Raw genomic sequence first — 24,129 nt, forward strand, 5'->3', positions numbered from 1 at the left:
AATTCCTTACTGACAGTCAGAAACATGTCGTAACAGCATCGCGCCGCTTTTCAGAACACCCTGCTCGGCAGGCCATGGCCGACATGGCAATCTGCTCGCGCAATGACCCTGTTTGAAATGGCCTGAAAGGCTCTATACAAGTTTATTGGAGCGGTAATGCAACCCGATACGCGAACACTACCCATCACCTTGTCCCCGGAGCTCGATTTCGACCAGAACGCCGCCAGCGCGTTTGGCGAGTCGCTGTCCAGTCAATACACCCAGGCCACGCCATTCCCGCACATCGTCATCGACAATTTCCTGCACCAGGACGTCATTGCCAGTATCCGCACGCACTTCCCGGTCGAGCCGACCCACAACGAAATGATTTACGAGCGTGGCTACAAAGGCCAGCTCAAGCGCCAGATCAGTCCCAACGAATGCAGCCCCTATTTGAAGAGCGTATTCAACACCTTCAACTCTGCGCCGATGCTGCAGTTCCTTGAAAAGCTCACCGGCATCCAGGGCCTGATTCCCGATCCCTATTTCACTGGCGGCGGCCTGCACGAAACCAGGAGCGGCGGCTTCCTCGGTGTGCACTCGGACTTTCGGCTCAACAAAAAGCTTAATGTCGAGCGGCGGTTGAACGTGATCATCTACCTGACGCAAGACTGGCAGGAGGCGTACGGCGGTAATCTGGAGCTTTGGGATGTGGGGATGAAGAAATGCCTGAAAAAAATTCTGCCGGTCTATAACCGTTGCGTGATTTTCAACACGGACAAGGACAGCAATCACGGGCATCCGGAGCCGTTGACGACACCTGAAGGCATCACTCGTCGGTCGATTGCGCTTTATTACTACACCGCAAGCGGACAAGGGATTGATCCTTCGCAGAGGAACAAAACCCATTACAAGCCACGGCCGAAGGATCGCTGGAGTGTGAAGTACTACCTGAATAAATTGTTCAAGAAGAAGGGGTGAGATTGTTTTTGTTCAAGGCTAGCGCCAGTCTTTGCGCATCGGGCGGGTAGGGCTGAAGATCGTTTTGCTTTCGGCCAGAGCACGCGATCAATTCGGCTCGCTCGCCCCCTCGGCAGTTTTCGTTCCATCAAAAGGTTGATCCATGCCCAGAAGCGCCCGACTTCAAAAAAAACTCCATACACGGTATCTGATGGCGACCGCTGAAGCGGTGGTCGGAGACGACTGCCTTGTCGGAAAACTGTGGGCACTGAACCAAGGTGACAGGTTCGAGCTGAGTGCAGCCTCATTCCATTCTGGGGCTATTGGAAAATACCGCCTGCAATACGTGATAACGAGAGGCCCTGTTCCTGGGCACTGGTTGTACAAAAAGTTTGACCCGGAGGAACTTGTATTATTTTTTACGGCGAAAGACTTTGCCGGCATTTGTCATGGCTGGACGCTGTTCAAGGATTGAAAACATCAGATTTGGCGCTCTGACGGGCAGTTTTTGCACTAAGACCTGAGCAGGCGTTCGTGAACGCCTGCTTCGATCAATGAACCAGCATGATTGTTGGTGCAAACGCCTGCGCTGGCGATCAAGCCGCAGTTTCACCACCGCGCACTTGCCTGCCGCCATCCTTCACGCCACCCCTCAGTGCATGCCTGAGTTTCAACGCTGGCCTTTCGACGCAGTAATATGAAACGCCACTCAACAGGAACGACAGGCCCAGTATCTTGGCCACGGTGTAAGCATCGTATGAGCTAATCGGCCATAGACCGTGCAGGAAGTACATCACCGCATAGTGATTCAGAAACACCCCGTAGCTGATGTTCCCGAGGAATTCATCAGCCCGGTGATACTTGAGTTTCGTCAGCAGATACACCGCAGGTACGCCGAGTGCAATGCCTGCGGTCACTTCGGCATTGAACGGTTGGCGCTCGATCCAGCCGGCCATGATCGCGATGAAGATCAATGCCGCCGCCACGGCGGTGCCTGCCACGATGGCCAGGCTCTTCGCCTGCGGTTTGTACAGGTAGCTACCGCACAGAAAGATGAACAGCACCCCCGGCAACAAGCGGTAGCCATACACGTCAGTGTTGATCAGACCAAGGCACGCGGGGATGAACACGGCGACGGACAAGACGAAGGCAACACCCCGCGCTCGATAGAGGATCAGGAAAGGGATCACCAGGTAGAAGCACATTTCCAGTCCAAGCGACCAGGCCGGTGGCAGGATGCCGTTTCCGGTTGCGCCAAACATGTAGAAGCCCAGTGGCACCATTGCCAGGCTCGCAGCAATGTTTTTGAACGTCAGTTCGGCCTCTTGGGGCGAGCCGGGGAACAGGATGTAGAGCACCGCACTTGCCGCGAAGAAGTAGAGCAGGAACTGAGGGTAAAGGCGCAGGATCCTGTCGAGGTAGAACAGACCGAGTTTCCCAGGCGCCTGGTAGTTGCGCTCGATCAGCGAAGTCATCACGAAACCGCTGATGATCAAGAAAGGAATCACGGCGATCACGCCCGGGTTCAAGCCCATGAACGTCTTGCCCATATGCGAAACAGCGACCAGCACGGCCAATAGCAGTCGATAAGCGCCCACTTACATCCCCAAAACGACCTTGTAGTTATGGCGCGTAAATTACGAAGGTTCGCGGACGGAGAACAGGGTTTTTCTCCGGGATGGCGCGATAGCGGTCGGGCAGTCACGTTGCTGTCGGCTGGGCGGGCGCTATCGCGAGCAAAGCAATCACCGCGTATCAGGCCCCGATTTATTCACACAACGCATCTGCCACGCGATAACCGTCCACCATGGGGGCTTTGCTCACATCCAGTTCGATGCGGCAACTCTGTCCGGTCTTTTCGCCCCATTTCATTTGGAAGACCTTGCCTTCACCCACTGACAGCAACACTTGGCCGGCCTGGCCGACGACGCCGGCACTGGCGCCTTTTTCGTTGGTGATGGTGGTGCCGAACGGTGGTTGCTTGCCGTCCTTGAGGCGTACGTTGAGCAGCGCTTTTTCCGAGCGGCTGGCGGCGAAGCTGGCTTTGACCACGGCACCGCGACGCGGCACGACGTTGGTCACGCCTTCTTCGATGTCGATGTTGTTGTCCAGCTCGCCGGTGTCCAGTGCCACGCGGTTTTTACGGTAAGGCGTGACGTAGGGAACCAGGGCATACCCCTTGGCGTTGGTCAGCGTGCCGGGCGCGTTGAGGACGCCGACGTTCGGGGTGTCCTTGACTTCGACCAGGGCCACGGTTTCGCCGAGGGTCTGGCCGAATTCGAGGCCATCACTGTGACCGAGCACGGAGCCTGCGGCGCTCACCGAGGTCTGTCGGTAACCGCTGCCGACACTGACGCCGGCGCCGAGTTGGGCGAACGGCGCGCGGTAGCCGATCAGGGCCGAGCCGTTGTTGCCGCCGTTGTCGGAGCGGTTGGCGTTGACGTTGTAGTTGAGGTTGCCGTCGCGCCCGCTCAGGCCGGCACGCTGGTCGAGGCTGCCGTCGTTGTTGCGTGTAACCGTGTAGGTGCCGGTGCTGCGCGTCTGGCCGATGGGCATGGATACGCTGAACACCACTTGGTTGTTCTGGCCGAAGTTGTCGGTCAGGGTCTTGCTGGCGTAGATGCCGTAGGTCACGCCTTTGTATTGGGTGTTGAAGCCCAATTGCATCTGTTTGTCTTCACGCGAGGTGCCCCAGTAGTTCTGCTTGCTCATGTTCAGGTAGAACGAGCCGTAGCTGTCGAGGGCCTGGTTGATGCTGGCTTCGACTTTACTGCGCTTGGAGAACGTGTTGAATTCGTTCGGTTCTTGCAGGCGCACCGCTTCATCAAAGTCGCGATAGCCTTCGGTGGAATAGCGATAGCCGGCGAAGCGTACCGAAGTGCCAGTTTCGAATGCCTTGCCGTAGCGCACGCCAAAACTCTGGCCTTTCTCTTTGCCGGGCGCGACTCCGGAACCCCTCGGTACATCGGTATGGGCCTGGGTTACGTCCAGCGAAACGGCGCCCAGACTGCCGAGGCTTTTGCCCACGCCGACGACGCCAGCGCGATAGAAGTCAGCGCCCAACAGGCCGCCATACACCGTCAGATCGAACGGCAAACCGTAAGCCAGAGAGGCCTGGGCGAAGGCCGGGCGCTGGCCGCCGTCGACAGCGTTGTACTCACCGGCGGTGGCGCTGTAGCGCCAGGTTTTTTCCCGCAGCATGTTCGCCAGCGTGGCGTACGGTTGGGTGAAGCGCCGCTCGCGGCCGTCGGCTTCGGTGATGATCACTTCCAGGTCGCCACTGCCCGATGCCGCATTGAGATCGTCGATTTCGAACGCGCCGGGCGCCACATACGTGGTGTACAGCGAGTAGCCGTTCTGGCGCACTTCGACCTTGGCCTGGGTTTCGGCGATGCCGCGAATGATCGGCGCATAACCTTGCATCGAGTCCGGCAGCATGCCCATGTCGGACGCCACCTGGGCGCCGCGAAACGGAATGCTGTCAAACACATCACCCGGGGTGAAGCTTTCGCCCAGGGTCAGCGTGCCCTTGATCGCGGTCAGATCACGCTGTGCATAGGTGTTGCTGCGCTGCCAGTCCTGCTGGCCGTCTTCATCCTGACGGAACGAGGAACTGGAACGAAAACGCCAGTCGCCGAGGTTGAATCCGCCGTTGGCGTAGAGGTTGTATTGCGTGCCGTTGCCACGGGCGTCGGACTGCGTGTTGGCCGCCGAGAACTGATAGTTGAGCATCGCTGCGTTGATTCCGCGATCCCATTCCTGCGGAGCGACATAACCCGCGGCATCGCGGCGCAAGGCGATCTGCGGCACGCTGATGTCGAGGGCCAGGCGCCCGGCGTCGAAGCTCACCGATGCGCCTTCGATCAATTGGGCAAGGTCGATGCACGCGGGGAATGACTCACCCGGGGTCAGGAACGCATCGACCTTGACCCCGAGTTCCTTGAGGAACGCCTCGGACAGACAGGCGCGCACTTCAGCGCTTTTTTCGTCCTTGGCGAAAGTCATGTCGCGGCGGTCAAAAAAACTCTGGTTCAGGCGAATCACCACCGGGTAGGTGCCGGGGCCGATGCTGCCGCTGTTGGCGATGGCGTCCAGGTCGAGGTTGGGCCCGGCGCTGGCGCCACCGAAGGGCTGCATGAAGCTGGCATCAAATTTCGCCGGTTCGTCCGCGCTCGCCGAGCTGCCCATCAGCACCGTGAGAATGGCGACCGACAGATGCAATGGAACAAAAGGCACGGACTGACGATGACGGTTCAGGGCTTCGATTCGCATGACAATACTCAACACTCGGCCGTCACGCGGCATCGGCAGCGTGCAGGCGGGTTCGCAAGAAAAGGGGGCGGTGTTACGGGGCGCTGCTCAGCTCGACTTTTTTCGGCTCGCTGTAACCGCCGTAGTCATTGATGGCGGAGAACACCACTGCGCCGCTGCGAGCGCTGAAACCTGGCAGCGCATAACGCTGGCTGCTCATCGGCGCGACCATCTTCGGTTCATTGACTTCAATGACCTGCGCACCGGCCTCGACTTTTACGCCGATAAAGGACACGTGAAACGCCGACGGGTTGTTGACCACCAGCATCGGTTTTCCTTGTTCCTGCTGCAGACTCCAGCGCAGTTGCGGCGGCGCATCCATTGGGCTGCCCTTGAGGGTGGGCGGGCGATAGAAGACTTTGATCCGCGTGCGCATGGCGATCTTCAAGGTATTGGCGTCAGGCTTGCCGGCCAGCGGGATTTCCTGGGCGTTGAAGTAGAAGACCGATTCGCGGTCTTGCGGCAGATCGCCGGGTACTTTCTGGATGCGCACCATTTGCTCTTTGCGCGGATCGAGGCGAAACAGCGGCGGGGTGGCCACGAACGGGGTGGCGGTGGTGTTGTCGTCAGCCTCGGTGTTGATCCAGGCCTGCACCGCGTAGGCCTCGGCCGTGGTGTTGCTCACGGTGATCGAGGCATCGCGTTTGTTGCCGTCGTACACGATACGCGTGCCGCCGAGCATCACACCGGCCTGGCTGAAGCTGCTGAGCAACGTCGCGCTCAGTAACACAGCCAATGCCGATGCAGTTTTGAAGGGGGATATGACTGAGTTCATTGCGTTCATCCTCTTGTCGGCACGGCCACAAAACCGTGGCAAAGGGAAGGGCGCCCGGCGGCGGCAATCGCCGCCGGAGGCTGACCGGACTTACTGGTAGTCGACGGTAAAGGCGGCTTTGGCGTTCGCCGGACCGGAAGTGGCTGTGCCGGTTGCCACGTAGTTGGCGGTGAAGCGCAGCGGTTGGGTCAGGTCCAGATAAGGCGAGGATTCCAGACCCAGTTGCACGTCTTTGCCGGACGCATCCTTGATCTGCACGGCGACGTTGGTGGCCACGCCCGCTTCCGGCAGCAGGCCGATCCACTGGCCGCTGGAACCGGCGTTGCCGCTCAGCGAGAGAAACTTGACCACGGCTTTCTTGCCGGTGACGTTACAACCCGGTGCAGTGGTGTCGATGGTCAGGGTGAAAGCGCCGCCACCTGCCACTTGACCGGCAGAAGCCAGGGAGGTGGCCGGCACACTGCCCAGGCCGACGTCGCCGGCACCGGCCGAACCGTTGAGGTCGGAAACCACTACCGGACAGGTGTTGTCGGTCACGCTGCCGACGAAGTTGATTTCACCGTCGGCGGCCATTGCGGCTTGCGACGCGGCTGCCAGAATCAGGGCCAGGGACAAACCTTTGAGCGCAAAATTTTTCATGATCACTTCCAGATATTGAATAAATGTCCGCAAGCCCGAAGGCCCTGAGACGGATCGACGTCGCCATCCCGTCGGGGCAGAGCGTGGCGTCTGAGGCTCATTATCTGGACGTTGATGAGAGCGCTATGTAGGGAAAATCCCTTTGCTTGTAGGAAATTTCCCAGCGCTGCTGCGCGATCAATAAGTTGTCGCCAAAAAAAACGCCCCGCCTTTGGCACCGCACGGAATCGGCGATTGCAAAGGGGGAGCGTCGGCAAACACAGGTCGATTTTTTAGCCGGGTTCAGCGATAGGTCACGGTAAAACTCGCATGGCCATTGGCGGTACCGGGTTGCGGTGTCGGTCCATCGCCGGTCTGGATATAACGGGCCTTGAGCGGTACTGACGTCACGCCGTTGACGATGCGGTTGAGCTGCACGGGCTGCCCCAGATTCATCGGCGAGCCGTTGTCCTGCAACACCTGGATCGCCACGCCCTGAGCCGTCGAATCGGTCGACAGGCTCAAGACACCGTTGGCCGCGTCGAGGATGGTCGATGTCTTGTCGGCGTCGATCTGGATGTTGGCGAAGTTGCCATTGAAGTAGCCGTTGGTGTTGGACGGGTAGTTATTGCCGGCGATGCAGGCGTTGAGGGTAATGGCGAACGGCTGGGCCTGGGTGGTGGAGTTCTTGCCGTTGAATACGCGTTTTTCCCAAGTGCCCATCGGCACATTGATCTGGTTGCCCGGTGCGGCGGGCAGAGAGCAGCCGGCCAGGGTCACGGTGGCGGTGAAAGTCAGATCGAACATTGGCCCCATATCCGAAGTGCCAGTGGCGACCAGTTGGTTGATGGTGTGGGTACCGGGCGCGATGTCCCCGGTCTTGATCAGCGCATAACGCATCATCGCCTGGCTCATGTTCGCCTGGCTGGGGGCGGTGCGATTCATGTTGAAGGGAATGAATCGGTTGGGGTTACCCGGCGGCGGAATCCATGCGGCAGCGAAACCGGTCATGTAGATGGCCAGGCCAATACCGGGCACGTTGGTCTGCAGCAAGGCATTGGCCGGCACATCCAGCACGTCCACCGGAATGTTCACCGCCACCGGACCGACCAGTGCCGTGTTATAGGTCGCCGTGCCATAACAGAGCAAGGTGTCACCGAAATTCAGCTGACGCATCGTGCCATTGCTGTTCAACGTGGTGCCGATCGGCACGTCTCGCGGCGCGAACACTGCGCCGCCGGTGAGCGTCAACTGCTTGACCGTATTGTTGCCCGTCGCCCAGGTGCAAGCCGCCATCGCCGGTGCCGCCGTCAACATCAACGCCGTTGCGCCAAGCCCGCCCAGCATCCGTAACCCGATCTTCATGGTATGTGCCCTCCTGAGAAGAAAACGGCCATTCAATGCAGACTGACTGCATCTGGACGTTGTTGGCGTCGGCCAACGAAGGGCGGAATTATCAGGATCACGGGGCGCGCACCGAATAGCCGGCTTCCCGCTGGCGTGTAGGAAATTTCCCAGGGATTTGCTCTTGAACGTCGGGAGTCGATGGGCGTTTCGGTCAAATTACGTGATAACCACGCCCTGGGCTGGCTTTCCATTCAGCACCTGGCTAACCGGATCAATGACTTTGTCAGTGATTACCACGGGCGGCGTATCACCGGGCCGTTGCTTGAAGAAGCGAAACGCCAGAGCTGTTGACGCCGCCCCTTGGAATCAGCCCATATGCCCACATAACAGTAGTTCCCCCCACGCCTTCGAGAGGAACGCCAGACCATGACCACTCAAACCGAAACCGCCATTCTCGCCGGCGGCTGCTTCTGGGGCATGCAGGACTTGCTGCGGCGCTATCCCGGCGTGCTGCACACCCGCGTCGGTTATACCGGCGGCGATGTGCCGAATGCCACGTACCGCAACCATGGCGATCACGCCGAAGCCATCGAAATCGTCTTCGATCCTGCGGTGATCAGCTACCGGCAGATCCTTGAGTTCTTCTTCCAGATTCACGACCCGAGCACGCCCAACCGTCAGGGCAACGACCTTGGTCGCAGCTATCGTTCGGCGATTTATTACCTCAGCGAAGCACAACGCGCCATCGCCGAGGACACCACTGCCGACGTCGATGCTTCAAAACTGTGGCCGGGCCCGGCGGTCACCGAAATCGAACCGGCGGGGCCGTTCTGGGAGGCGGAACCGGAGCATCAGGATTACCTCGAGCGCATTCCCAATGGCTACACCTGCCATTTCATCCGGCCGAACTGGAAACTGCCCAAGCGCGCGTGAGCGGCGGGGCTGAAGCCCGTTGCAGCGAGAGCCACCGCCGGGGTGGCTCTTGACCGCTCAGCGATCTCGATCAGGATGACGTAGCATGGCGCCCTGAACCTTTGCCATTTCATCGCAAAGGGCAATCGAGCCTATGAAAGGGATTATCGTTGGCGACCTCATCACCTGTTCACACCCTGCGGGCCGTGGCCGATCTCGATTACTTTGATCGCCGGTCGGTTGTGCTGCCTGTCGAGCTCAGCGCACTTGATGCCTGGAACCACATGACCGCCGAGCCGGGGTTGTTCATGCGCCTGGCGTTTCGCGCGAGGGACGGGATTTCCTCGTTATTCGGGGTCAAGCGTATCGGCGGATTCTCAGGCGCCAGACGCGCAACCGTTGCCGTTGGCGATTCTCTGGATTTCTTTCGGGTGGAGCACTGTGCGCCGGACGTGTTGGTGCTGACCGAACGTGACCGGCACCTGGATGTGATGATTTGCCTTTCGATCGACGAGCGAGTGCTCACGGTCACCTCATCCGTCGTTACCCATAACGCCTTTGGGCGTCTGTACATGCTACCGGTGGGGCTGGCGCACAGAGTGATCGTCAATCGGGATCTGCGTCGGTTGAAGCGCACGCTTGAAGCGCAGTAGTGTGCTCGCTCGACCTGTGCCCGTGAGGGTGGCGCATTCACGGCTGCCCCCTAGCGCAGCAGATGGACGACCATCCCGGCAAGCGCACAGGCCAGCAACACCTGGATAACGCCGCGCTTGAAGCGGAACAAGGCAATCGCCGCCGCGATGGCGATCAGTGCCGAGGGCCAGTCGAGGTGGCCGCTGAATCCAGTTGGCCAGAGCACGTGGTAACCGAAGAAACACGCCAGATTGAGGATCACCCCGACGACGGCGGCCGTTATCGCGGTGAGCGGCGCGGTGAACTTGAGTTCGTTGTGGGTCGATTCCACCAGCGGGCCACCGGCGAGAATGAACAGGAACGAGGGCAGGAAGGTGAACCAGGTCACCAGGGCGGCGGCGACGGCGCCCGCGAGAAAAACCTGATCGGGCCCGAATACTTGCGAGACATACGCCCCGACAAAAGCCACGAACGCCACCACCATGATCAGTGGCCCGGGTGTGGTTTCCCCCAGTGCCAGGCCGTCGATCATCTGTGTCGGGGTCAGCCAGCCATAGTGGCTGACCGCGCCTTGGTAAACATAGGGCAGCACCGCGTAGGCACCGCCGAAGGTCAGCAGTGCGGCTTTGGTGAAGAACCAGCTCATCTGGGTCAGCGTGCCTTCCCAGCCAAAGAGCGTGGTCAGGATTGTCATTGGCAGCGCCCACAGTGCGGCGCCGGTCAAGGTAATTGCCAGCAGCTTCAGCCAGTTGAATCGGGCATGATCAGGTGGAGGCGTGTCGTCGTCGATCAACGCCGGGCCGTAGGATTTTTTTGCGGCGCTGTGGCCGCCGGCTCTGAACTTCTCGGGTGCCAGGCGCCCGCCGACGTAGCCGATCACTGCTGCGCCCAGGACGATCAGCGGAAACGGCACATTGAGCGCGAAGATCGCAGTAAATGAGGCTGCCGCAATCGCCCACAGCCAGTTGTTCTTCAATGCCCGCGAGCCGATGCGATGCGCTGCCTGGACCACAATCGCGGTCACGGCGGGTTTGATCCCGTAGAAAATCCCGGCCACCGCCGGCACTTCGCCGAAGGCGATGTACATCCATGACAGCGCGATCAGGATGAACAGCGAAGGCAGCACGAACAGTGCGCCTGCAATCACCCCGCCCCAGGTTCGGTGCATGAGCCAGCCGATGTAGGTCGCCAATTGCTGGGCTTCTGGCCCGGGCAGCAACATGCAGTAGTTCAGCGCATGCAGAAAGCGGCGCTCGGAAATCCAGCGCCGGCGCTCTACCAGTTCCTGATGCATGATCGAAATCTGCCCGGCCGGTCCGCCGAAGCTGATGAACCCCAGCTTCAGCCAGAACCAGAACGCCTCGCGCAGGCTGATCGGCTGGGGCGTCGACAATGGCTCGCCGGACGCGGGTACGCAAACCTTATTCATGGGGGCGCTTCTCCGTCACAAACCCGGCCATTTGCGCAATAAGGTCAGGGGTTCACCGCGAAAACGCAAACGCTTTCACGGCTGCCCAGTAACTTTTTGCATGACCGCGGATGGCCGTCGGGACGGCGTTGATCGCGTGTGCGGCGCTGTCCTGATCCTCAGTCGTCCATCGTGCTCAGCACTTCCCCGGTGGCAGCATCTTCGAGCCAGACTTTCAGACGATTGAGGCCCACGTATTTCGAGCGGGCCATGATTTTCTGCCCCGGCTTGCCGTCGAACTTCAAGTCCGCAAACAGAAATTGTCGCGGCAGGCGGTATTCCAGTTGAATGGTGTAGGTGCCCGGCTTGAGCACCGCGCGCTGCGGGGAGTCGTTCTTGTAGTAGTACGTGGAAAAGGGAATGTTGCCGACTTTTTCGTCGTTGATCCGGATGATGTTCAGGTCCGGCTGCAGATCAGCGAAGTGGCGCTGGGGACGGCCGGCATAAGTGTCGGTTTCGACGACGGTATAGCGCGATTCGTCGACCGCCGTGACAGCACCGACGTTGGAATACGCAGGCATTTCCGCACAACCTTGCAGGCATAGCAGGGCGGCGACGAGAGGAAGCAGGATTTTTTTCATCAATGGAACCCGATTGACTTTGATGTTGTACAACCAACAGTGATTTTGCCGGTCCGCTACAGGCGGGCCTAGGCGAAGAAAACGTCAACGACAGCGGCTGTCACGCCCGGCCAAAACCAAGGAATGACAGCAGTTTGTTGCCCGCTTTGCGTTCGTAGAAGGGTGTGGTTTGCGTGAGGAAGTACTCGCTCAGCCCCGTCTCGCCGGGACACACGCGACACAGATCAACGGCTTCGCCAGCCGGTGCCGTATCTGCCGCGACGTTCCCCGCTTCGCGCATGACCTGCTCGAAGTCGCCGTCGACCTCAATTCCCACGATCAGGTGCGGTTTTTCATCTAGCGAGGTGTCGTGCATCAGCGCGAGAAAAGCGCGCTTCACGTTGCGGTGTTTGGCCAGTAACTGCTTCAGCGAGCTGACCAGGGTTGACGGGTAATGCGCAGGCTGGCCGAGCAATACGCTGGTTTCTTTTTCGACAGTGCGCGAGGTGGCTTTCTGGCCGACTTCATCGCTGAGCAGATTGCGCACTTCTTCGGGGAAAAACTCTTTGCCATAAAGCGACTTGGGATTCAGGAACAGGTGCGCGCCCTGGGTCATCTCGAACAGGGCCCTGGCGGGCAACTCCAGATAACTTTCCTCGCCGTCGATTGATTGTTGCAGCGTTGCCAGCGACGAAAAGAACGGAATGACCGACGTGCCGTCCGCTTTCTGCCAATGGGCGATGCTGACGTTGCTGCCGGCCTCGAGATTGACCAGGCCATCCGCTGTGCCCGTCGTGCCGAGGATATAAACCGGTGAGTTCAACAAAGTCTTGAAGAACTCGGGACGATGCGCCGGTTCGTCGGCGGCCAGCCTGAGGCTCGTTTCGAGTGGGTTTTCTGACGGTGTGTCCATGATGTCTGTCCGTGACTCTCTGAAAAATGATCGGCAAAGCACAAGCCAAAGGAACGCAGTGTTACGCAGAGCTTGCCGGTGAGTCAGAGCAGATTCCACGACACGCCGAGGTAAACCCCCATGCCTTCACCCGGTGTCGAGCGCGCGGCGTCCAGTCCTTTATCGTCATATCCCGGCGTAACTGTAGCGGCGTAGTGTTGGTTGGTCAGATTGCGCATGTCCAGCCACGTCTGCCAGTCGCCCTTGGGCGCGTTATAGCCCAGCGTTGCGCCGAACAGCGCGTAGGGATCGGCGTAGTAACTGTTGGCGTAATCCACGGCGACTTTCGACACCAGTTGCGTATTGAGCGCCGCGAAGAAGCCCTGCGGCCAGTCATAGCGCAACTCACCCTGGTAGTAGTGCATTGGCAGCCCCGGCAAGCGGTTGTCGCCGAAACGATCATCATCGCGATAGTGGAAGTCGCTGAAGGTGTAGGCCTGGCGCAGGCTCAACCGGCGACCATCAGCGGCGGACCAGAGTTTGCTGTTCAGGCTTGCCTCGACCCCTTGGTGAACGGTAGGGCTGGCATTGAGTTCGTAAGGCGTGACGGCGTTGGCGTCAGGCAATACCGACAGCAATTCGTGGCGCACTTGCGCGTAGTACCACGCCAGACTCCACTCACCGGCGGCACTCTCGCCACGTCCGCCCAGTTCAAGGGTGGTGGCGGTCTGGTTCTGCAGTTTGATCGGGTCTTTTTGCGTGCCGGTCGCCGCGCCATTGCCGGCCGGGAAACGCACATTGGAGCTGTAGATCAGCGACCACGGGTGCGGCGCTTCGACCGAGCGGCTGAGGTTGCCGAACAGTTGCAAGTCCGGCGTGACCTGATAGCGCAGGCCGATGCGCGGCGCGTAATCCCAGTCGTTCATGCTGGTTTTGCCGCCGCTTTGCGGCAGGGTCACGGCGCTTTCGCGGCGGGTGTAGATTGCCGCGAGGCCAGTGGTCAGCCACAGGTCATCGGCGATTTCCAGGTCGTTGCCGGCGTGCAGAACGGTGTCCGAACCTTGATAGGTGAAGTTGCGCATGTGTGTGCCCGGTGCGTAACCGGCGGTGTTGCCAGTCGGTATGCGCACCAGTTCGCTGGCGCCGTCATTGGGTAGGTGTTTGGTCACGCGCAGGCCAACGGTGCTGCGGCTTTCCATGCCGAAAATCGTGTCACGAAGTTTGTAGTCGAACGTGCCGCTGACGTCGGTATAGGCGACTTTCAAGCGGTTCGGGCCTTCGCGCAAATCCATCGGGTAATCGTGGTAGACGAGGCCGGTCTGAATGCTCGAATCGTCGTCGATGTAGTAGGTAGTCTTGTTGCCGATGAAGGTGCTGCCCGGCTGCTTGCGGCTGTCGTCACGCGCCACATAGGACGGATTGGCCGCGCGAGGCGAGTGTTCGATGGAGTGCTTGGTCACGCGGCCGGCGAGGTCGTTGTCGGTTCCGCGGTAACGGATGTAGAAGCGCGTTTCCAGGTTCGGATTGAAGCGATAGCCGAAGTTGGCGATTACGCCTTTGCTCTCGCTGGCGGTGTGATCCTGATAGCCGTCAGCGTTGGCATCGGTCAGCGACACGTAGTAATCGAAATCGCCCAGCACTTGCCCGGAACTGACCTGGCGCTGCTGATAGCCGTGGCTGCCGGTGGCGTAGCGCACTTGCAGCTTCGGCGCGTCGTAGCCGGTGTGGCTGACGTAGTCGATGGCGCCGCCCAGCGCCAGAGAGCCCCGGTCAAAGCCGTTGGCACCGCGCAACACTTCAACGTGATCGACCCACAGCGGTTCGAGCAATTCGTAAGGCGTGCCACCGGGGCCCGTCAGCGGCAAGCCGTCGAGCATCGTGTACAGCCCCGACGCGTGTGCGCCCGGCGCCCGGTTGATGCCCGAACCGCGGATGGAAATCTTCACGCCTTCGTTGCCCGCCGACTGCGCATACACACCCGGCTGATACGCCAGCACATCCTGGTTGCTCGCCACGCGACCCTGCAAGGGCTGGCGCATGTCGACCACATTGGTGCCGCCGGGCACCTGTTCGAGGCGGGCCCTGGCCTCTTCAATCGAAGCGTCCGCAGCGTTTTGATCCTGCGCCGAAATCAGCACTTGCCCCAGTTCCAGACCTTGAGTCTCGGCCAGTGCCGGGCAGGCGAGGGCGAGGCCCAGCAGGGCGGCGGGCAGGGATTTGGACGCGGACATCGAGAAAACTCCAGGCAGACGGGAACGGGCAATGAACAGTGCGACGCAAGAAAGATCCAGGGAAACACATGGCGACTGTGCTTTTTTGCCAGGCCATGGCAAACGGCCGGTCATGAACTAACCTCACGTGTCTGGATTGCCCGGTCAATCAACATTTCATTGCGGTCGTGTTTCATGAGGGCTCGGTCATGGCAAAAGACAAAAAGAAGGCCGCCAAGGCGCCTGAACGTCCGAAGTTGAACAACAAGGACTACCTTGAGCAGTTGCGCAAGCTGCACGTCGAACTGGTCAAGTTGCAGGAGTGGGTCATTGCCAGCGGCGCCAAGGTCTGCATCGTGTTTGAAGGCCGCGACGGCGCCGGCAAGGGCGGGGTGATCAAGGCGATCACCGAGCGTGTCAGCCCGCGGGTCTTTCGTGTGGTGGCGTTGCCCGCGCCGACCGACCGTGAAAAGAGCCAGATGCACGTGCAGCGTTACCTGCCGCATTTACCGGCGGGTGGCGAAGTGGTGATTTTTGATCGCAGCTGGTACAACCGCGCCGGCGTCGAGCGGGTAATGGGGTTCTGCACCGAGGAGCAGGCCGACAAGTTTCTCAACTCCATCCCGTGGGTGGAGCACACGATCGTCCAGTCTGGCGTGATCCTGCTCAAGTACTGGCTGGAAGTCAGCCCCGAAGAACAGACCCGCCGGCTTGAGGCGCGGATCAACGACGGGCGCAAGATCTGGAAACTGACCCCAATGGATCTCAAGTCCTACAGCCGCTGGTACGACTACTCACGAGCGCGGGACGAAATGTTCAAGCGCTCCGACACCGAACACGCCCCGTGGCTGGTCGCCGATTCCAACGACAAGCGCCGGGCACGCCTGAACATCATCACCGATCTGCTCAGTCGCATTCCGTATGAAGACGTGAAGCGCGAGAAGGTGACGCTGCCCAAACGGCAGAAACCGGGCAACTACGAAGAACCGAACTATCCATACCGGCGGGTCGCAGAACCCTACTGAGAGGGGGGCCACTTGCCGGCGGTCAAGTGGCGCACTGGCTCAGACAACGCTGGCGCGGGTCAGGCTGCTGACGTGCCCGATGCCCGCCGCCTTCAATCGGTCGATCAGGTCATTGCGAGCATTTTGTCCGCCCGCCCGGATGTACTCCAGCTCTGCGGCGGTGATCAACATCACACTGACCAGCTTGACGGGCGATAACGGCATGTCATCGATTTGTGTGGAGAAATCCGCTTGCGGCGCACCGAGCAGCATTCCGGTCATGTCGTCCTCGGTGACGAAGCGGGCTGGCAACTGATCGCACATGTAGTCCGATTGACTGAAGCCTGGAATTTCGAATGACATCGAGCCGTATTTCTCCAGCCGGTGGGTAAGTCCACCGGCGTGCGCCACTTCTCTGGCCAGGTGTTTCAACAATTCGAAAGCCCAGCTGCGTGTCAGTGGATAAACGTCGCCCGTGGCACCGCGCGCATGTTCGGGGATATCTGCGGTTTCGATGAACAATTCCATTTCAAAACCGTTGCCCAGGCCTTCGACACCGTCGAACGGGTCCGACATGCCTTCGGTAGCGAGGATGATCGAATCGGCACGACGCACCACACGATACGCCTGCCGGGTCGATGGCCAGTCCGGGCCGCCCATCAAACTCGGGCTGATCGCGTAGCCCAGAACATCGCTTTCACTGACGCCGACGCTGTTCCAGTGCCGGTCCAGGCATTCCTGGCTGGCCTCTCGCAGGGCCAGGTTGGTCTTTTCTGCCTCGCTCAGGTCGTCATAAGAGAAGGTTTCGTGGGCTTCCTCTGTATGTTCCAGTGCTGGAGCAGATTCAGTGACCGGTGTTTTCCGTGAAGCGAAGAGTTTTTTAAAAAATTGCACAGGCGTTCCTTGCGTCATCGTGATGATTTTGCTGCATGGCGGGATCCGGCAGATTCTCGCATCGGATCACATGGATTGGCCAATTGCCTGTAATCAGCCGGTAGGCGGAATTCGCCACAAAGACGTCAAAATCCTTGGGCGCGATGTTGCTTGAAGCGCGTGGCGCAGAGAATTTGTCCGGCAGCGCTTCCATCCGTCGCCCGCGCTGAACCTCGGTGATCTCGCGTCTTTCTACCAAGGGAGTCCTTCACGAGAACACTTTTATGTTCGATCAGCAAAAACAGGCATCCCTCGCGGCATGGCGCAAACTGGCGACACAGGCGCAAATGCGCCTGGACCCGGAGCAGCAGTACGACGAGTTGCTCAAGGCAGCCGATGAAATGGAGGAGCAGGGGCTGATCACCAGTGCCGAGTGGCGGCAACTGGTGCGTGATGCCGGTAGCGTGTTCACTCGCAATACGCCGCGCACAGAGGGTTGAGCGCACACCTGCAGGGGCTGCGGTATTCGACAGACACAGTGAGTGGCCGCTCAGGTGACGCGGCCTTTTTTGTGGGCTGGCTGGTCTGTTCTGGACATTTGCAACAGCTGCGCAAACGCCACTTTGTCGATCGGCCGGCTCATGAAGTAACCCTGCACTTCATTGCATTGATCCTTGCCGAGTATCGCCAGTTGTTCCTCGGTCTCGACGCCTTCGGCGGTCACCGTCAGGCCCATGGCTTTGCCCAGGCCGATGATCGCCTGTACCACTGCGCGATCGTTGGCACCGCTGCTGATCGAGGCAATGAAACGCTTGTCGATCTTGATTCCGTCGAACGGATAGGCGCGCAGATAGCCGAGGGATGAGTAGCCGGTGCCGAAATCGTCCATGTTCAGGCGCACGCCCAGTTCCTTGAGCGCATTCATGGTGATCAACGCGCAGTCGGTGTCGTTGAGCATCACGTTTTCGGTGATCTCCAGTTCCAGGCGACTGGCCGGGAAGCGGGTTTCGACCAGTATTTCGCGGACATCCTCGACCACGTCGCTGACGGCAAACTGCGCCGGCGACAGGTTGACCGACAGCAGAATGTCCGGCGGCCAGGCCAGCGCGGTTTCGCAGGCTTCGCGCAAGACCCAGCGGCCAAGCGGGACGATCAGATCGGTCTGTTCCGCCAAGGCAATGAACACATCCGGTCCGAGCAACCCCTGAGTCGGGTGCTGCCAGCGCACCAGTGCCTCGACCGAGACGATCTGCTTGCCGTCGACCTTGTAGCGCGGCTGATAGTGCAGGACGAACTCGTTGTGTTTGAGCGCATGGCGCAGGTCATCTTCCATTTGCCGGCGGGTCTGGATCTGGTCGCTCATGTGCGCTTCGAAATAACACCAGGTGTTCTTGCCCTCGGACTTGGCCTGATACAGAGCGATGTCGGCGTAGCGGATCAGGTCGCCGGGCACGTATCCGTGGCGACGGCTGAGGGCGATGCCGATGCTGGCGCCGATGTGCAGCGGATGGTGTTCGAAGACCACCGGTTGATGCAGGCTGCCGATCAGGCGCGTGCAGAATTTGTCGATTTCAGCGTGGCTGTCCATGCCGTTGAGCACCACGACGAACTCGTCGCCACCGAGCCGGGCGACGATGTCATTGTCGCGGGTGCTTTCGCGCAGGCGCGTGGCGACCTCTTGCAGCACCGCATCGCCCGCCGGATGACCGAGTGAGTCGTTGATCGGCTTGAAGTTGTCGAGGTCGATCATCAGCAGCGACAGGGCCGGGGCGTGTTCCTTGAGCAGCAGCGCGTCATCCAGATAGCGCGCCAGTTTGTTGCGGTTGGGCAGGCCGGTCAGCGCATCGTGCAGGGACAGGTGCTGGATTTGCGCATGGGCGGCCACTTCGTCAGTGATGTCACTGGCGGTGCCGCGATACCCGACAACGACGTGCTGGTCGAAGATCGGCCGTGCGGAAAGTCGGCAATGACGTTGCTCGCCGGAGTGATCGCGGTAGGTGCAACGCAGGTCGCTGGTATTGGCTTGCTCGGTCAGTGCCCGCAGCCACAGTTCCAGCGGAGTGGTGTCGCAGAACAGCAGTTGGCCGATGTCCTGGCCTAGCCAAAAATCCTGCGGATAACCGGTCACTTCGCTGAACCGCGCCGATAGATAAGTCAGCGACAGCGCCCGGTCGACTTCCCAGATCCAGTCCGACGCGGCTTCCGCCACCGCCCGAAAACGTTCCTCACTGGCTTCCAGTCCGCGATTGGCGCTTTCCAGTGCGAGGTTCGAGGCTTGCATCACGGCAAAGCTTTGGTCGACATATTGCGAGGAGCGCAACGCATGGCGAAAGAAATACGCGGTGAGCAGCATCAGCACCAGCATGGTCACGCCGAGGGGGGGCAACAATGACCACAACAAGCGCTGACCGGGTTGCTCCAGATCGGCGATCAGGCTGTAACCGGTGTTGTCCAGCGCCACCCTGGGCCGATCGCGGGCCAGCGTTTCATCCGGGGCGAGGGTCAGATTGCTCAAGCCATAGCCGCTGCCGAGCGCGCGCAGTTTGGTCGGGGTGAGTTTGTCGACAAACACCAACACCGAGGTTTTCCGTGGATCGCCCAACGGCCGCGCATCATTGGGAATGATCGCCGCCGCCGACACCAGCGCCGGCCAGCCTTCGAACAACGAGTAAACGCTGACGGGAATGCTCAAGTCGCTCTGGCCCTGCACCTGTTCGACCAGCGCTGCGGCGGGGATTTGCAGAAACTCGGAGACGTCGCTGTCGAGCAATTGGCCGCGCACTACCGCATACCGGGTACGCTCGCGGTCGAGGACGAACACGCCGTCATAGCCGTCATTGGTGAACAGGGTTTTGCCGACGTTCTGCTCAATGAACGCCCAGTTGATATCCACCGGGTTGCTCAGATGTTCATAGGCGGTGGTCCAGTTGGCGTAACTGGAGATGTAGTTCTTCGACGCGGTCATGCGGTTTTCCAGGGCGCGGGCCGAGTAAAACCGGGTTTTGCTGATTTCTTCGGTGTCGAGACGATTGGCGATGCCGAGCAAGGCAACGCTCGCGGCGATCACGCCGGCGACGAACAGCGCGCCGACAGCGATGGCCAGGCGCCGGGTCACGGCGTTTTGCCGGGGTGGAAGGGGCGCCGCATAACTGGAAATATCCATGTGCTCGTCCTTGATCCGCAGTCTTCTGAATCTAGAACAATGGCGCGCACGCAATGTTCCGACTCTTCTACGCACTGTCCTCAAAAGCGTAGTGAAGACGGTGCAATTTGCCTCTTCAACAGCGGCTTGCCGATCAGCGGCGATTCCCGAAAGCACAAGACTTCCCGCGTAAAAACCGGATAATGGCCGCCATTCGTTTAGCCGTATTCTGGTAATCCCGCATGGAAATCAAGGTCAATTTTCTCGACAACCTTCGACTTGAAGCCAAGTTCGACGACTTCACGGTGATCGCCGATCAGCCCATTCGCTATAAGGGCGATGGCTCGGCACCGGGGCCGTTCGACTACTTTCTGGCGTCGTCGGCGTTGTGCGCGGCTTACTTCGTGAAGTTGTACTGCGACACGCGCAACATCCCCACGGAAAACATTCGCCTGTCGCAGAACAACATCGTCGACCCGGAAAACCGCTACAACCAGATATTCAAGATCCAGGTCGAGTTGCCGGCAGACATCTCCGAGAAGGATCGTCTGGGCATTCTGCGGTCGATCGACCGCTGCACAGTGAAGAAGGTCGTGCAGACCGGCCCCGAGTTCGTGATCGAGGAAGTCGAGAACCTCGACGCCGATGCCCAGGCCTTGCTGATGCCGCATGCGGGCTCCGAGGCCGGCACCTGCATTGCCGGCAAGGACCTGCCGCTGGAACAGACCATCGCCAACATGTCGGGCATCCTCGCCGACCTCGGGATGAAGATCGAAATCGCTTCGTGGCGCAACATCGTGCCCAACGTCTGGTCGCTGCATATCCGCGATGCGCATTCGCCGATGTGCTTCACCAACGGCAAGGGCGCGACCAAGGAAGGCGCCCTGGCGTCGGCACTGGGCGAATTCATCGAGCGCTTGAACTGCAATTTCTTCTACAACGACCAGTTCTGGGGCGAAGAGATCGCCAATGCCGAGTTCGTGCATTACCCGGACGAACAATGGTTCAAGCCTGGCCCGCAAGACGAGCTACCGGCCGAAATCCTCGACGAATACACCCTGAAGATTTACAACCGCGATGGCGAGTTGCGCGGTTCGCACCTGTACGACACCAACTCAGGCAACACCCAGCGTGGCATCTGCTCGCTGCCGTTTGTGCGTCAGTCGGACAATGAAGTGGTGTACTTCCCGTCCAACCTCATCGAAAACCTCTACCTCAGCAACGGCATGAGCGCTGGCAACACCCTTGCCGAAGCACAGGTGCAGTGCCTGTCGGAAATCTTTGAGCGCGCGGTCAAGCGCGAAATTCTTGAAGGCGAAATGGCCCTGCCAGATGTGCCGCAGGAAGTGCTGGAGAAATACCCGAGCATCCTCGCCGGCATCAAGGGCCTGGAAGAGCAGGGCTTCCCGGTGCTGGTCAAGGATGCGTCGCTGGGCGGTGAGTTCCCGGTGATGTGCGTGACCCTGATGAACCCGCGCACCGGCGGCGTGTTTGCCTCGTTCGGCGCACACCCGAGCCTGGAAGTGGCGCTGGAACGCAGCCTGACCGAGTTGCTGCAGGGCCGCAGTTTCGAAGGTTTGAACGACTTGCCGCAGCCGACCTTCTCCGGGCAGGCCGTGACCGAGCCGAACAACTTCGTCGAGCACTTCATCGACTCCAGCGGTGTGGTGTCGTGGCGCTTCTTCAGTGCTAAACCGGACTTCGAATTCGTCGAGTGGGACTTCTCAGGCGATGGCGAAAACACCAACGCCGAAGAAGCCGCGACCCTGTTCGGCATCCTCGAAGACATGGGCAAGGAAGTCTACATGGCCGTCTACGAGCACATCGGTGCCAAGGCCTGCCGTATTCTGGTGCCGGACTACTCGGAGATCTACCCGGTCGAAGACCTGATCTGGGACAACACCAACAAAGCCCTGCAATTTCGCGCCGACATCCTCAACCTGCACAACCTGAGCAAAGTCGGCCTGCGCAACCTCGCCCAAGGCCTGGAAAACAGCGAACAGGACGATTACACCGACATCACCACCCTGATCGGCATCGAGTTCGACGACAACACGCCGTGGGGCAAACTGACCATCCTCGAACTGCGCCTGCTGATCTACCTCGCCCTGCAGAAATTCGAACAGGCCAAGGATCTGGTCGAAGCCTTCCTGCAGTACAACGACAACACCGTCGAACGCGGCTTGTTCTATCAAGCCGTCAACGTCGTGCTGGAGATGGAACTGGACGAGGATCTGCAGCTGGAAGACTACGAAGCCAACTTCCGCCGCATGTTCGGTGATGAGCGCATGGACGCAGCGATTGGTTCGGTCAACGGCAGCGTGCGGTTCTACGGGTTGACGCCGACCAGCATGAAGCTGGAAGGGCTGGATCGGCATTTGCGTTTGATCGAGAGCTACAAGAAGCTGCATTCGGCGCGGGCGAATGTGGCAGGTCTAAGTGGATGACAGTTGTCATCCAGGCTTGAGCAGAAAACCTGTGACGAGGAGCTTGCCAGCTCGGCACAGGTTTGCGGCTTAACTGATCGCCTGAAGTCTGATTGGGTTCAACAAACGGTCACGCCGTGGTTGCTGTTCTCCCACGTTTTCTTAAATGACGCTCGCCGATCGCGAGCGTTGTGTAGTTGACGACAGCCTACTGTGGACGGTTCGCCAATACCGGCAGGTTTCGCCAGCTTTTATCGACCGTGCGCCGCGTTGGCCAATGCCCCCGTATCCACCCGCACAAACACTGAATCGCCCACCGCTGTCAGCACATCCCCCGCATACACCTCGCATATCACCCGGGTCTTGCGCCCGACGTCACCCTCGACTTTCGCTCGCAAACTCAGCGGTACGCCCATCGGTGTCGGCTTGATGAATTTGATGCCGAGGTTGCCGGTCACGCAGTCGATGCGCGGCAGGCTGCCGGGTTCGCGGTTTTCCGTGCGGTAGTGGTAGGCCATCGCCGTCCAGTTGGAATGGCAGTCGACCAGCATCGCAATCAATCCGCCGTAGACCAGGTCCGGCCAGCCGCAGTATCTGGCGTCCGGCACATGTTCGGCGAGCACGTGCACACCGTCTGCATGCCAGCGGCTTTTGATGTGCAGGCCGTGGGGATTGCGGTCACCGCAGCCGTAGCAGACGCCTTCGGGGGCCGCGAGGTCTTGCAGGGGGGTGTCGAGTTCAGACATGGGATTGCTCATCCAGGAGTGGGAAGCCCGGTCAGGCGCAGGCGATTGCGTCCGCCGCGTTTGGATTCGTAGAGTGCGGCGTCGCCTTGTTCGATCAGCGCGGTAAGGCTGGCGGGTGGCTGTTCGAACAGGTTGGCGCCGATGCTCAGCGTGACCGCCGCGGGCGTGGGGAAAGTCTGTGAAGTCATGCCGAGAAACTGTTCACGCAGGGCGTTGCCCAGTTCGACGACGCGTTCGCCGGAAGCATCATTTAGCAAAATGACGAACTCGTCGCCGCCCAGTCGCGCCGTCAGCGCATGGCGTGGCAGCAGCGAGCGGATCATCTCGCTCAAGGCGATCAGCAATCGGTCGCCGGCGGTGTGGCCGTACTGGTCGTTGACCAGTTTGAAGTTGTCGATGTCGATCAGCAGCAGGGCGCCGGGGCATTCGGGCGAGGCTTGCGTCAGCAGGCGCGGTGCGCGTTTTTCAAGGGCGCGGCGGTTGTACAGGGCGGTCAGCGGATCGCGCTCGGCCAGCCGGGCGATCTGTTTTTCCCGGCGGTAGCGCTCGGTGCCGGTCATCGACAGAGCGATCAACATGATCGCCATCGCGCCTTCGACCAGCGAAATCTGGATGATCTCGCCGCGAAACGCCGCCAGATCGATCAGCGTGCCGGGGATCACCACGGTCAACGCCTTGGCGACATAGAAAATCCCGTGAGCCAGCAGCACGTAACGCAGTTGCACCGCGCCAACGCTCAGTGATTTGCCGTGGGGGCGCAGGAGAAAACTGGCCTTGAGGGTCGAGAGCGCCACCAGCAGCGAGTTGGCCGCGAGCATGACCTTCGACCATAGCGGCCCCTCCGGCAGTAACAACATGACCAGCCAGGCGACGAAAATCAGCGACCAGGTGCGTGACAGCCGCGTCTGGGTGAAGCGTGCGACGCCGAGCAGGAACAGGAAATGCGCGGTCACCAGCAGGCCGTTGGCGAACCAGATGCCGATCAGCAAAAGGCCGTTGCTGCGCAGCAGGGCCAGAGTGGAACCCACGGTAATCGTGGCGAACCCGGCGCTCCAGAACAACAGGGAAGGTTCACGGATGCTGCGCCACTCGATCGCCATATACAGCGCTGCCGCCGCTGCCAGGGCAGTGGAGAGGGTCAACATCGTTGGTGGGTCGAGCGGCATTTCTGGACGAGCCTGTCTGATGGGCGAATAGACGGGCGATTGTAAGCGTTCGGGGCCGTTTTGGCAGGTGGGGAGGCGCGTGCGGTCGCGATCGCACGCACCGCTCG

The 24,129-nt window shown here is 60.1% G+C and carries 22 protein-coding genes; 8 read left to right on the forward strand and 14 right to left on the reverse strand.

Going from position 1 to position 24,129, the window contains the following annotated elements; translation table 11 throughout:
- The first annotated feature begins 156 nt into the window (after window positions 1-156).
- Both PseuLF5_RS01605 and PseuLF5_RS01610 read left to right on the forward strand, forming a co-directional pair.
- The gene (locus tag PseuLF5_RS01605; RefSeq protein WP_340132761.1) at window positions 157-960 is read left to right on the forward strand and encodes a 2OG-Fe(II) oxygenase; all 804 of its coding nucleotides are present in this window, start codon (window positions 157-159) and stop codon (window positions 958-960) included.
- Between the two features lie 142 nt (window positions 961-1,102).
- A complete protein-coding gene (locus PseuLF5_RS01610; protein ID WP_340132762.1) occupies window positions 1,103-1,414 on the forward strand; it encodes a hypothetical protein in 312 nt (103 codons plus the stop codon).
- A gap of 121 nt (window positions 1,415-1,535) precedes the next feature.
- Here PseuLF5_RS01610 and PseuLF5_RS01615 read toward each other — a convergent pair whose 3' ends face one another.
- From PseuLF5_RS01615 to PseuLF5_RS01635, 5 genes are all read right to left on the reverse strand, one after another.
- Window positions 1,536-2,537 carry an acyltransferase family protein gene (locus PseuLF5_RS01615; protein WP_340132763.1) on the reverse strand — a complete coding sequence of 334 codons (1,002 nt, stop codon included), beginning with the start codon at window positions 2,535-2,537 and terminating at the stop codon, window positions 1,536-1,538.
- A gap of 169 nt (window positions 2,538-2,706) precedes the next feature.
- Window positions 2,707-5,211 carry a fimbria/pilus outer membrane usher protein gene (locus PseuLF5_RS01620; protein WP_340132764.1) on the reverse strand — a complete coding sequence of 835 codons (2,505 nt, stop codon included), beginning with the start codon at window positions 5,209-5,211 and terminating at the stop codon, window positions 2,707-2,709.
- 73 nt (window positions 5,212-5,284) lie between these two features.
- The gene (locus PseuLF5_RS01625; protein ID WP_340132765.1) at window positions 5,285-6,025 is read right to left on the reverse strand and encodes a fimbrial biogenesis chaperone; all 741 of its coding nucleotides are present in this window, start codon (window positions 6,023-6,025) and stop codon (window positions 5,285-5,287) included.
- Between the two features lie 90 nt (window positions 6,026-6,115).
- Entirely contained in the window at window positions 6,116-6,664 is a 549-nt protein-coding gene (locus PseuLF5_RS01630) for a fimbrial protein (RefSeq protein WP_340132766.1), read from the reverse strand.
- 282 nt (window positions 6,665-6,946) lie between these two features.
- Complete coding sequence (locus PseuLF5_RS01635) at window positions 6,947-8,008, reverse strand: fimbrial protein (protein WP_267800875.1); 1,062 nt, start codon at window positions 8,006-8,008, stop codon at window positions 6,947-6,949.
- Between the two features lie 180 nt (window positions 8,009-8,188).
- On the opposite strand from PseuLF5_RS01635, the gene PseuLF5_RS01640 reads away from it, so the two are divergent.
- From PseuLF5_RS01640 to PseuLF5_RS01650, 3 genes are all read left to right on the forward strand, one after another.
- Complete coding sequence (locus tag PseuLF5_RS01640; protein ID WP_186748256.1) at window positions 8,189-8,341, forward strand: hypothetical protein; 153 nt, start codon at window positions 8,189-8,191, stop codon at window positions 8,339-8,341.
- Window positions 8,342-8,416: 75 nt separating this feature from the next.
- Window positions 8,417-8,923 carry a peptide-methionine (S)-S-oxide reductase MsrA gene (gene msrA, locus PseuLF5_RS01645; protein ID WP_123464229.1) on the forward strand — a complete coding sequence of 169 codons (507 nt, stop codon included), beginning with the start codon at window positions 8,417-8,419 and terminating at the stop codon, window positions 8,921-8,923.
- A 149-nt stretch (window positions 8,924-9,072) separates the two neighbouring features.
- Window positions 9,073-9,555, forward strand: a complete 483-nt coding sequence (locus PseuLF5_RS01650; RefSeq protein ID WP_340132767.1) for a DUF2867 domain-containing protein — start codon at window positions 9,073-9,075, stop codon at window positions 9,553-9,555.
- Between the two features lie 50 nt (window positions 9,556-9,605).
- On the opposite strand, the gene chrA is transcribed toward PseuLF5_RS01650, so the two are convergent.
- The 4 genes from chrA to PseuLF5_RS01670 all read right to left on the reverse strand — a co-directional run bounded on the left by chrA (window position 9,606) and on the right by PseuLF5_RS01670 (window position 14,686).
- Entirely contained in the window at window positions 9,606-10,964 is a 1,359-nt protein-coding gene (gene chrA / locus PseuLF5_RS01655; protein ID WP_340132768.1) for a chromate efflux transporter, read from the reverse strand.
- Window positions 10,965-11,122: 158 nt separating this feature from the next.
- On the reverse strand, window positions 11,123-11,524 hold the full coding sequence (locus tag PseuLF5_RS01660; protein ID WP_336346496.1) for a hypothetical protein: 402 nt from the start codon (window positions 11,522-11,524) through the stop codon (window positions 11,123-11,125).
- Window positions 11,525-11,684: 160 nt separating this feature from the next.
- On the reverse strand, window positions 11,685-12,476 hold the full coding sequence (gene sseB, locus PseuLF5_RS01665) for an enhanced serine sensitivity protein SseB (RefSeq protein ID WP_340132769.1): 792 nt from the start codon (window positions 12,474-12,476) through the stop codon (window positions 11,685-11,687).
- Window positions 12,477-12,559: 83 nt separating this feature from the next.
- Entirely contained in the window at window positions 12,560-14,686 is a 2,127-nt protein-coding gene (locus tag PseuLF5_RS01670; protein ID WP_340132770.1) for a TonB-dependent receptor family protein, read from the reverse strand.
- A 188-nt stretch (window positions 14,687-14,874) separates the two neighbouring features.
- Here PseuLF5_RS01670 and ppk2 point away from each other — a divergent pair, with 188 nt between their 5' ends.
- Complete coding sequence (gene ppk2 / locus PseuLF5_RS01675) at window positions 14,875-15,690, forward strand: polyphosphate kinase 2 (protein WP_222832752.1); 816 nt, start codon at window positions 14,875-14,877, stop codon at window positions 15,688-15,690.
- Window positions 15,691-15,729: 39 nt separating this feature from the next.
- Here the strand turns inward: ppk2 and PseuLF5_RS01680 are convergent, their stop codons facing one another.
- On the reverse strand, window positions 15,730-16,563 hold the full coding sequence (locus PseuLF5_RS01680) for a suppressor of fused domain protein (RefSeq protein ID WP_340132771.1): 834 nt from the start codon (window positions 16,561-16,563) through the stop codon (window positions 15,730-15,732).
- Window positions 16,550-16,756, reverse strand: coding sequence for a hypothetical protein (locus tag PseuLF5_RS01685; RefSeq protein WP_340132772.1), 207 nt, complete (start codon window positions 16,754-16,756; stop codon window positions 16,550-16,552). The genes PseuLF5_RS01680 and PseuLF5_RS01685 overlap by 14 nt, the downstream gene beginning before the upstream one ends.
- Window positions 16,757-16,826: 70 nt before the next feature.
- Here PseuLF5_RS01685 and PseuLF5_RS01690 point away from each other — a divergent pair, with 70 nt between their 5' ends.
- Window positions 16,827-17,042 (forward strand): hypothetical protein, encoded by a 216-nt coding sequence (locus PseuLF5_RS01690; protein WP_123464244.1) that lies wholly within the window; start codon window positions 16,827-16,829, stop codon window positions 17,040-17,042.
- A gap of 50 nt (window positions 17,043-17,092) precedes the next feature.
- On the opposite strand, the gene PseuLF5_RS01695 is transcribed toward PseuLF5_RS01690, so the two are convergent.
- Complete coding sequence (locus tag PseuLF5_RS01695; RefSeq protein ID WP_340132773.1) at window positions 17,093-19,705, reverse strand: bifunctional diguanylate cyclase/phosphodiesterase; 2,613 nt, start codon at window positions 19,703-19,705, stop codon at window positions 17,093-17,095.
- A gap of 221 nt (window positions 19,706-19,926) precedes the next feature.
- Between PseuLF5_RS01695 and PseuLF5_RS01700 the strand changes: the two genes are divergently transcribed.
- Window positions 19,927-22,131: an OsmC domain/YcaO domain-containing protein gene (locus PseuLF5_RS01700; RefSeq protein ID WP_340132774.1), complete on the forward strand. Its 2,205-nt coding sequence runs from the start codon at window positions 19,927-19,929 to the stop codon at window positions 22,129-22,131.
- Window positions 22,132-22,361: 230 nt separating this feature from the next.
- On the opposite strand, the gene PseuLF5_RS01705 is transcribed toward PseuLF5_RS01700, so the two are convergent.
- The gene (locus PseuLF5_RS01705; RefSeq protein WP_128615103.1) at window positions 22,362-22,856 is read right to left on the reverse strand and encodes a PaaI family thioesterase; all 495 of its coding nucleotides are present in this window, start codon (window positions 22,854-22,856) and stop codon (window positions 22,362-22,364) included.
- 8 nt (window positions 22,857-22,864) lie between these two features.
- Window positions 22,865-24,022 carry a GGDEF domain-containing protein gene (locus PseuLF5_RS01710; protein ID WP_340132775.1) on the reverse strand — a complete coding sequence of 386 codons (1,158 nt, stop codon included), beginning with the start codon at window positions 24,020-24,022 and terminating at the stop codon, window positions 22,865-22,867.
- Window positions 24,023-24,129: the final 107 nt, after the last annotated feature.

Origin of the sequence: Pseudomonas sp. LF-5 (assembly GCF_037626295.1) — a bacterium.
Lineage (GTDB): Bacteria > Pseudomonadota > Gammaproteobacteria > Pseudomonadales > Pseudomonadaceae > Aquipseudomonas > Aquipseudomonas monsensis.

Bases quoted from the DNA above. Each gene is read 5' to 3' on its own strand.
- PseuLF5_RS01605 (WP_340132761.1), top strand. From the start codon at position 157: ATGCAACCCGATACGCGAACACTACCCATCACCTTGTCCCCGGAGCTC.
- PseuLF5_RS01610 (WP_340132762.1), top strand. From the start codon at position 1,103: ATGCCCAGAAGCGCCCGACTTCAAAAAAAACTCCATACACGGTATCTG.
- PseuLF5_RS01620 (WP_340132764.1), bottom strand. From the start codon at position 5,211: ATGCGAATCGAAGCCCTGAACCGTCATCGTCAGTCCGTGCCTTTTGTT.
- PseuLF5_RS01625 (WP_340132765.1), bottom strand. From the start codon at position 6,025: ATGAACTCAGTCATATCCCCCTTCAAAACTGCATCGGCATTGGCTGTG.
- PseuLF5_RS01630 (WP_340132766.1), bottom strand. From the start codon at position 6,664: ATGAAAAATTTTGCGCTCAAAGGTTTGTCCCTGGCCCTGATTCTGGCA.
- PseuLF5_RS01635 (WP_267800875.1), bottom strand. From the start codon at position 8,008: ATGAAGATCGGGTTACGGATGCTGGGCGGGCTTGGCGCAACGGCGTTG.
- PseuLF5_RS01640 (WP_186748256.1), top strand. From the start codon at position 8,189: ATGGGCGTTTCGGTCAAATTACGTGATAACCACGCCCTGGGCTGGCTT.
- msrA (WP_123464229.1), top strand. From the start codon at position 8,417: ATGACCACTCAAACCGAAACCGCCATTCTCGCCGGCGGCTGCTTCTGG.
- chrA (WP_340132768.1), bottom strand. From the start codon at position 10,964: ATGAATAAGGTTTGCGTACCCGCGTCCGGCGAGCCATTGTCGACGCCC.
- PseuLF5_RS01660 (WP_336346496.1), bottom strand. From the start codon at position 11,524: ATGCCTGCGTATTCCAACGTCGGTGCTGTCACGGCGGTCGACGAATCG.
- sseB (WP_340132769.1), bottom strand. From the start codon at position 12,476: ATGGACACACCGTCAGAAAACCCACTCGAAACGAGCCTCAGGCTGGCC.
- PseuLF5_RS01670 (WP_340132770.1), bottom strand. From the start codon at position 14,686: ATGTCCGCGTCCAAATCCCTGCCCGCCGCCCTGCTGGGCCTCGCCCTC.
- ppk2 (WP_222832752.1), top strand. From the start codon at position 14,875: ATGGCAAAAGACAAAAAGAAGGCCGCCAAGGCGCCTGAACGTCCGAAG.
- PseuLF5_RS01685 (WP_340132772.1), bottom strand. From the start codon at position 16,756: ATGGAAGCGCTGCCGGACAAATTCTCTGCGCCACGCGCTTCAAGCAAC.
- PseuLF5_RS01690 (WP_123464244.1), top strand. From the start codon at position 16,827: ATGTTCGATCAGCAAAAACAGGCATCCCTCGCGGCATGGCGCAAACTG.
- PseuLF5_RS01695 (WP_340132773.1), bottom strand. From the start codon at position 19,705: ATGGATATTTCCAGTTATGCGGCGCCCCTTCCACCCCGGCAAAACGCC.
- PseuLF5_RS01700 (WP_340132774.1), top strand. From the start codon at position 19,927: ATGGAAATCAAGGTCAATTTTCTCGACAACCTTCGACTTGAAGCCAAG.
- PseuLF5_RS01705 (WP_128615103.1), bottom strand. From the start codon at position 22,856: ATGTCTGAACTCGACACCCCCCTGCAAGACCTCGCGGCCCCCGAAGGC.
- PseuLF5_RS01710 (WP_340132775.1), bottom strand. From the start codon at position 24,022: ATGCCGCTCGACCCACCAACGATGTTGACCCTCTCCACTGCCCTGGCA.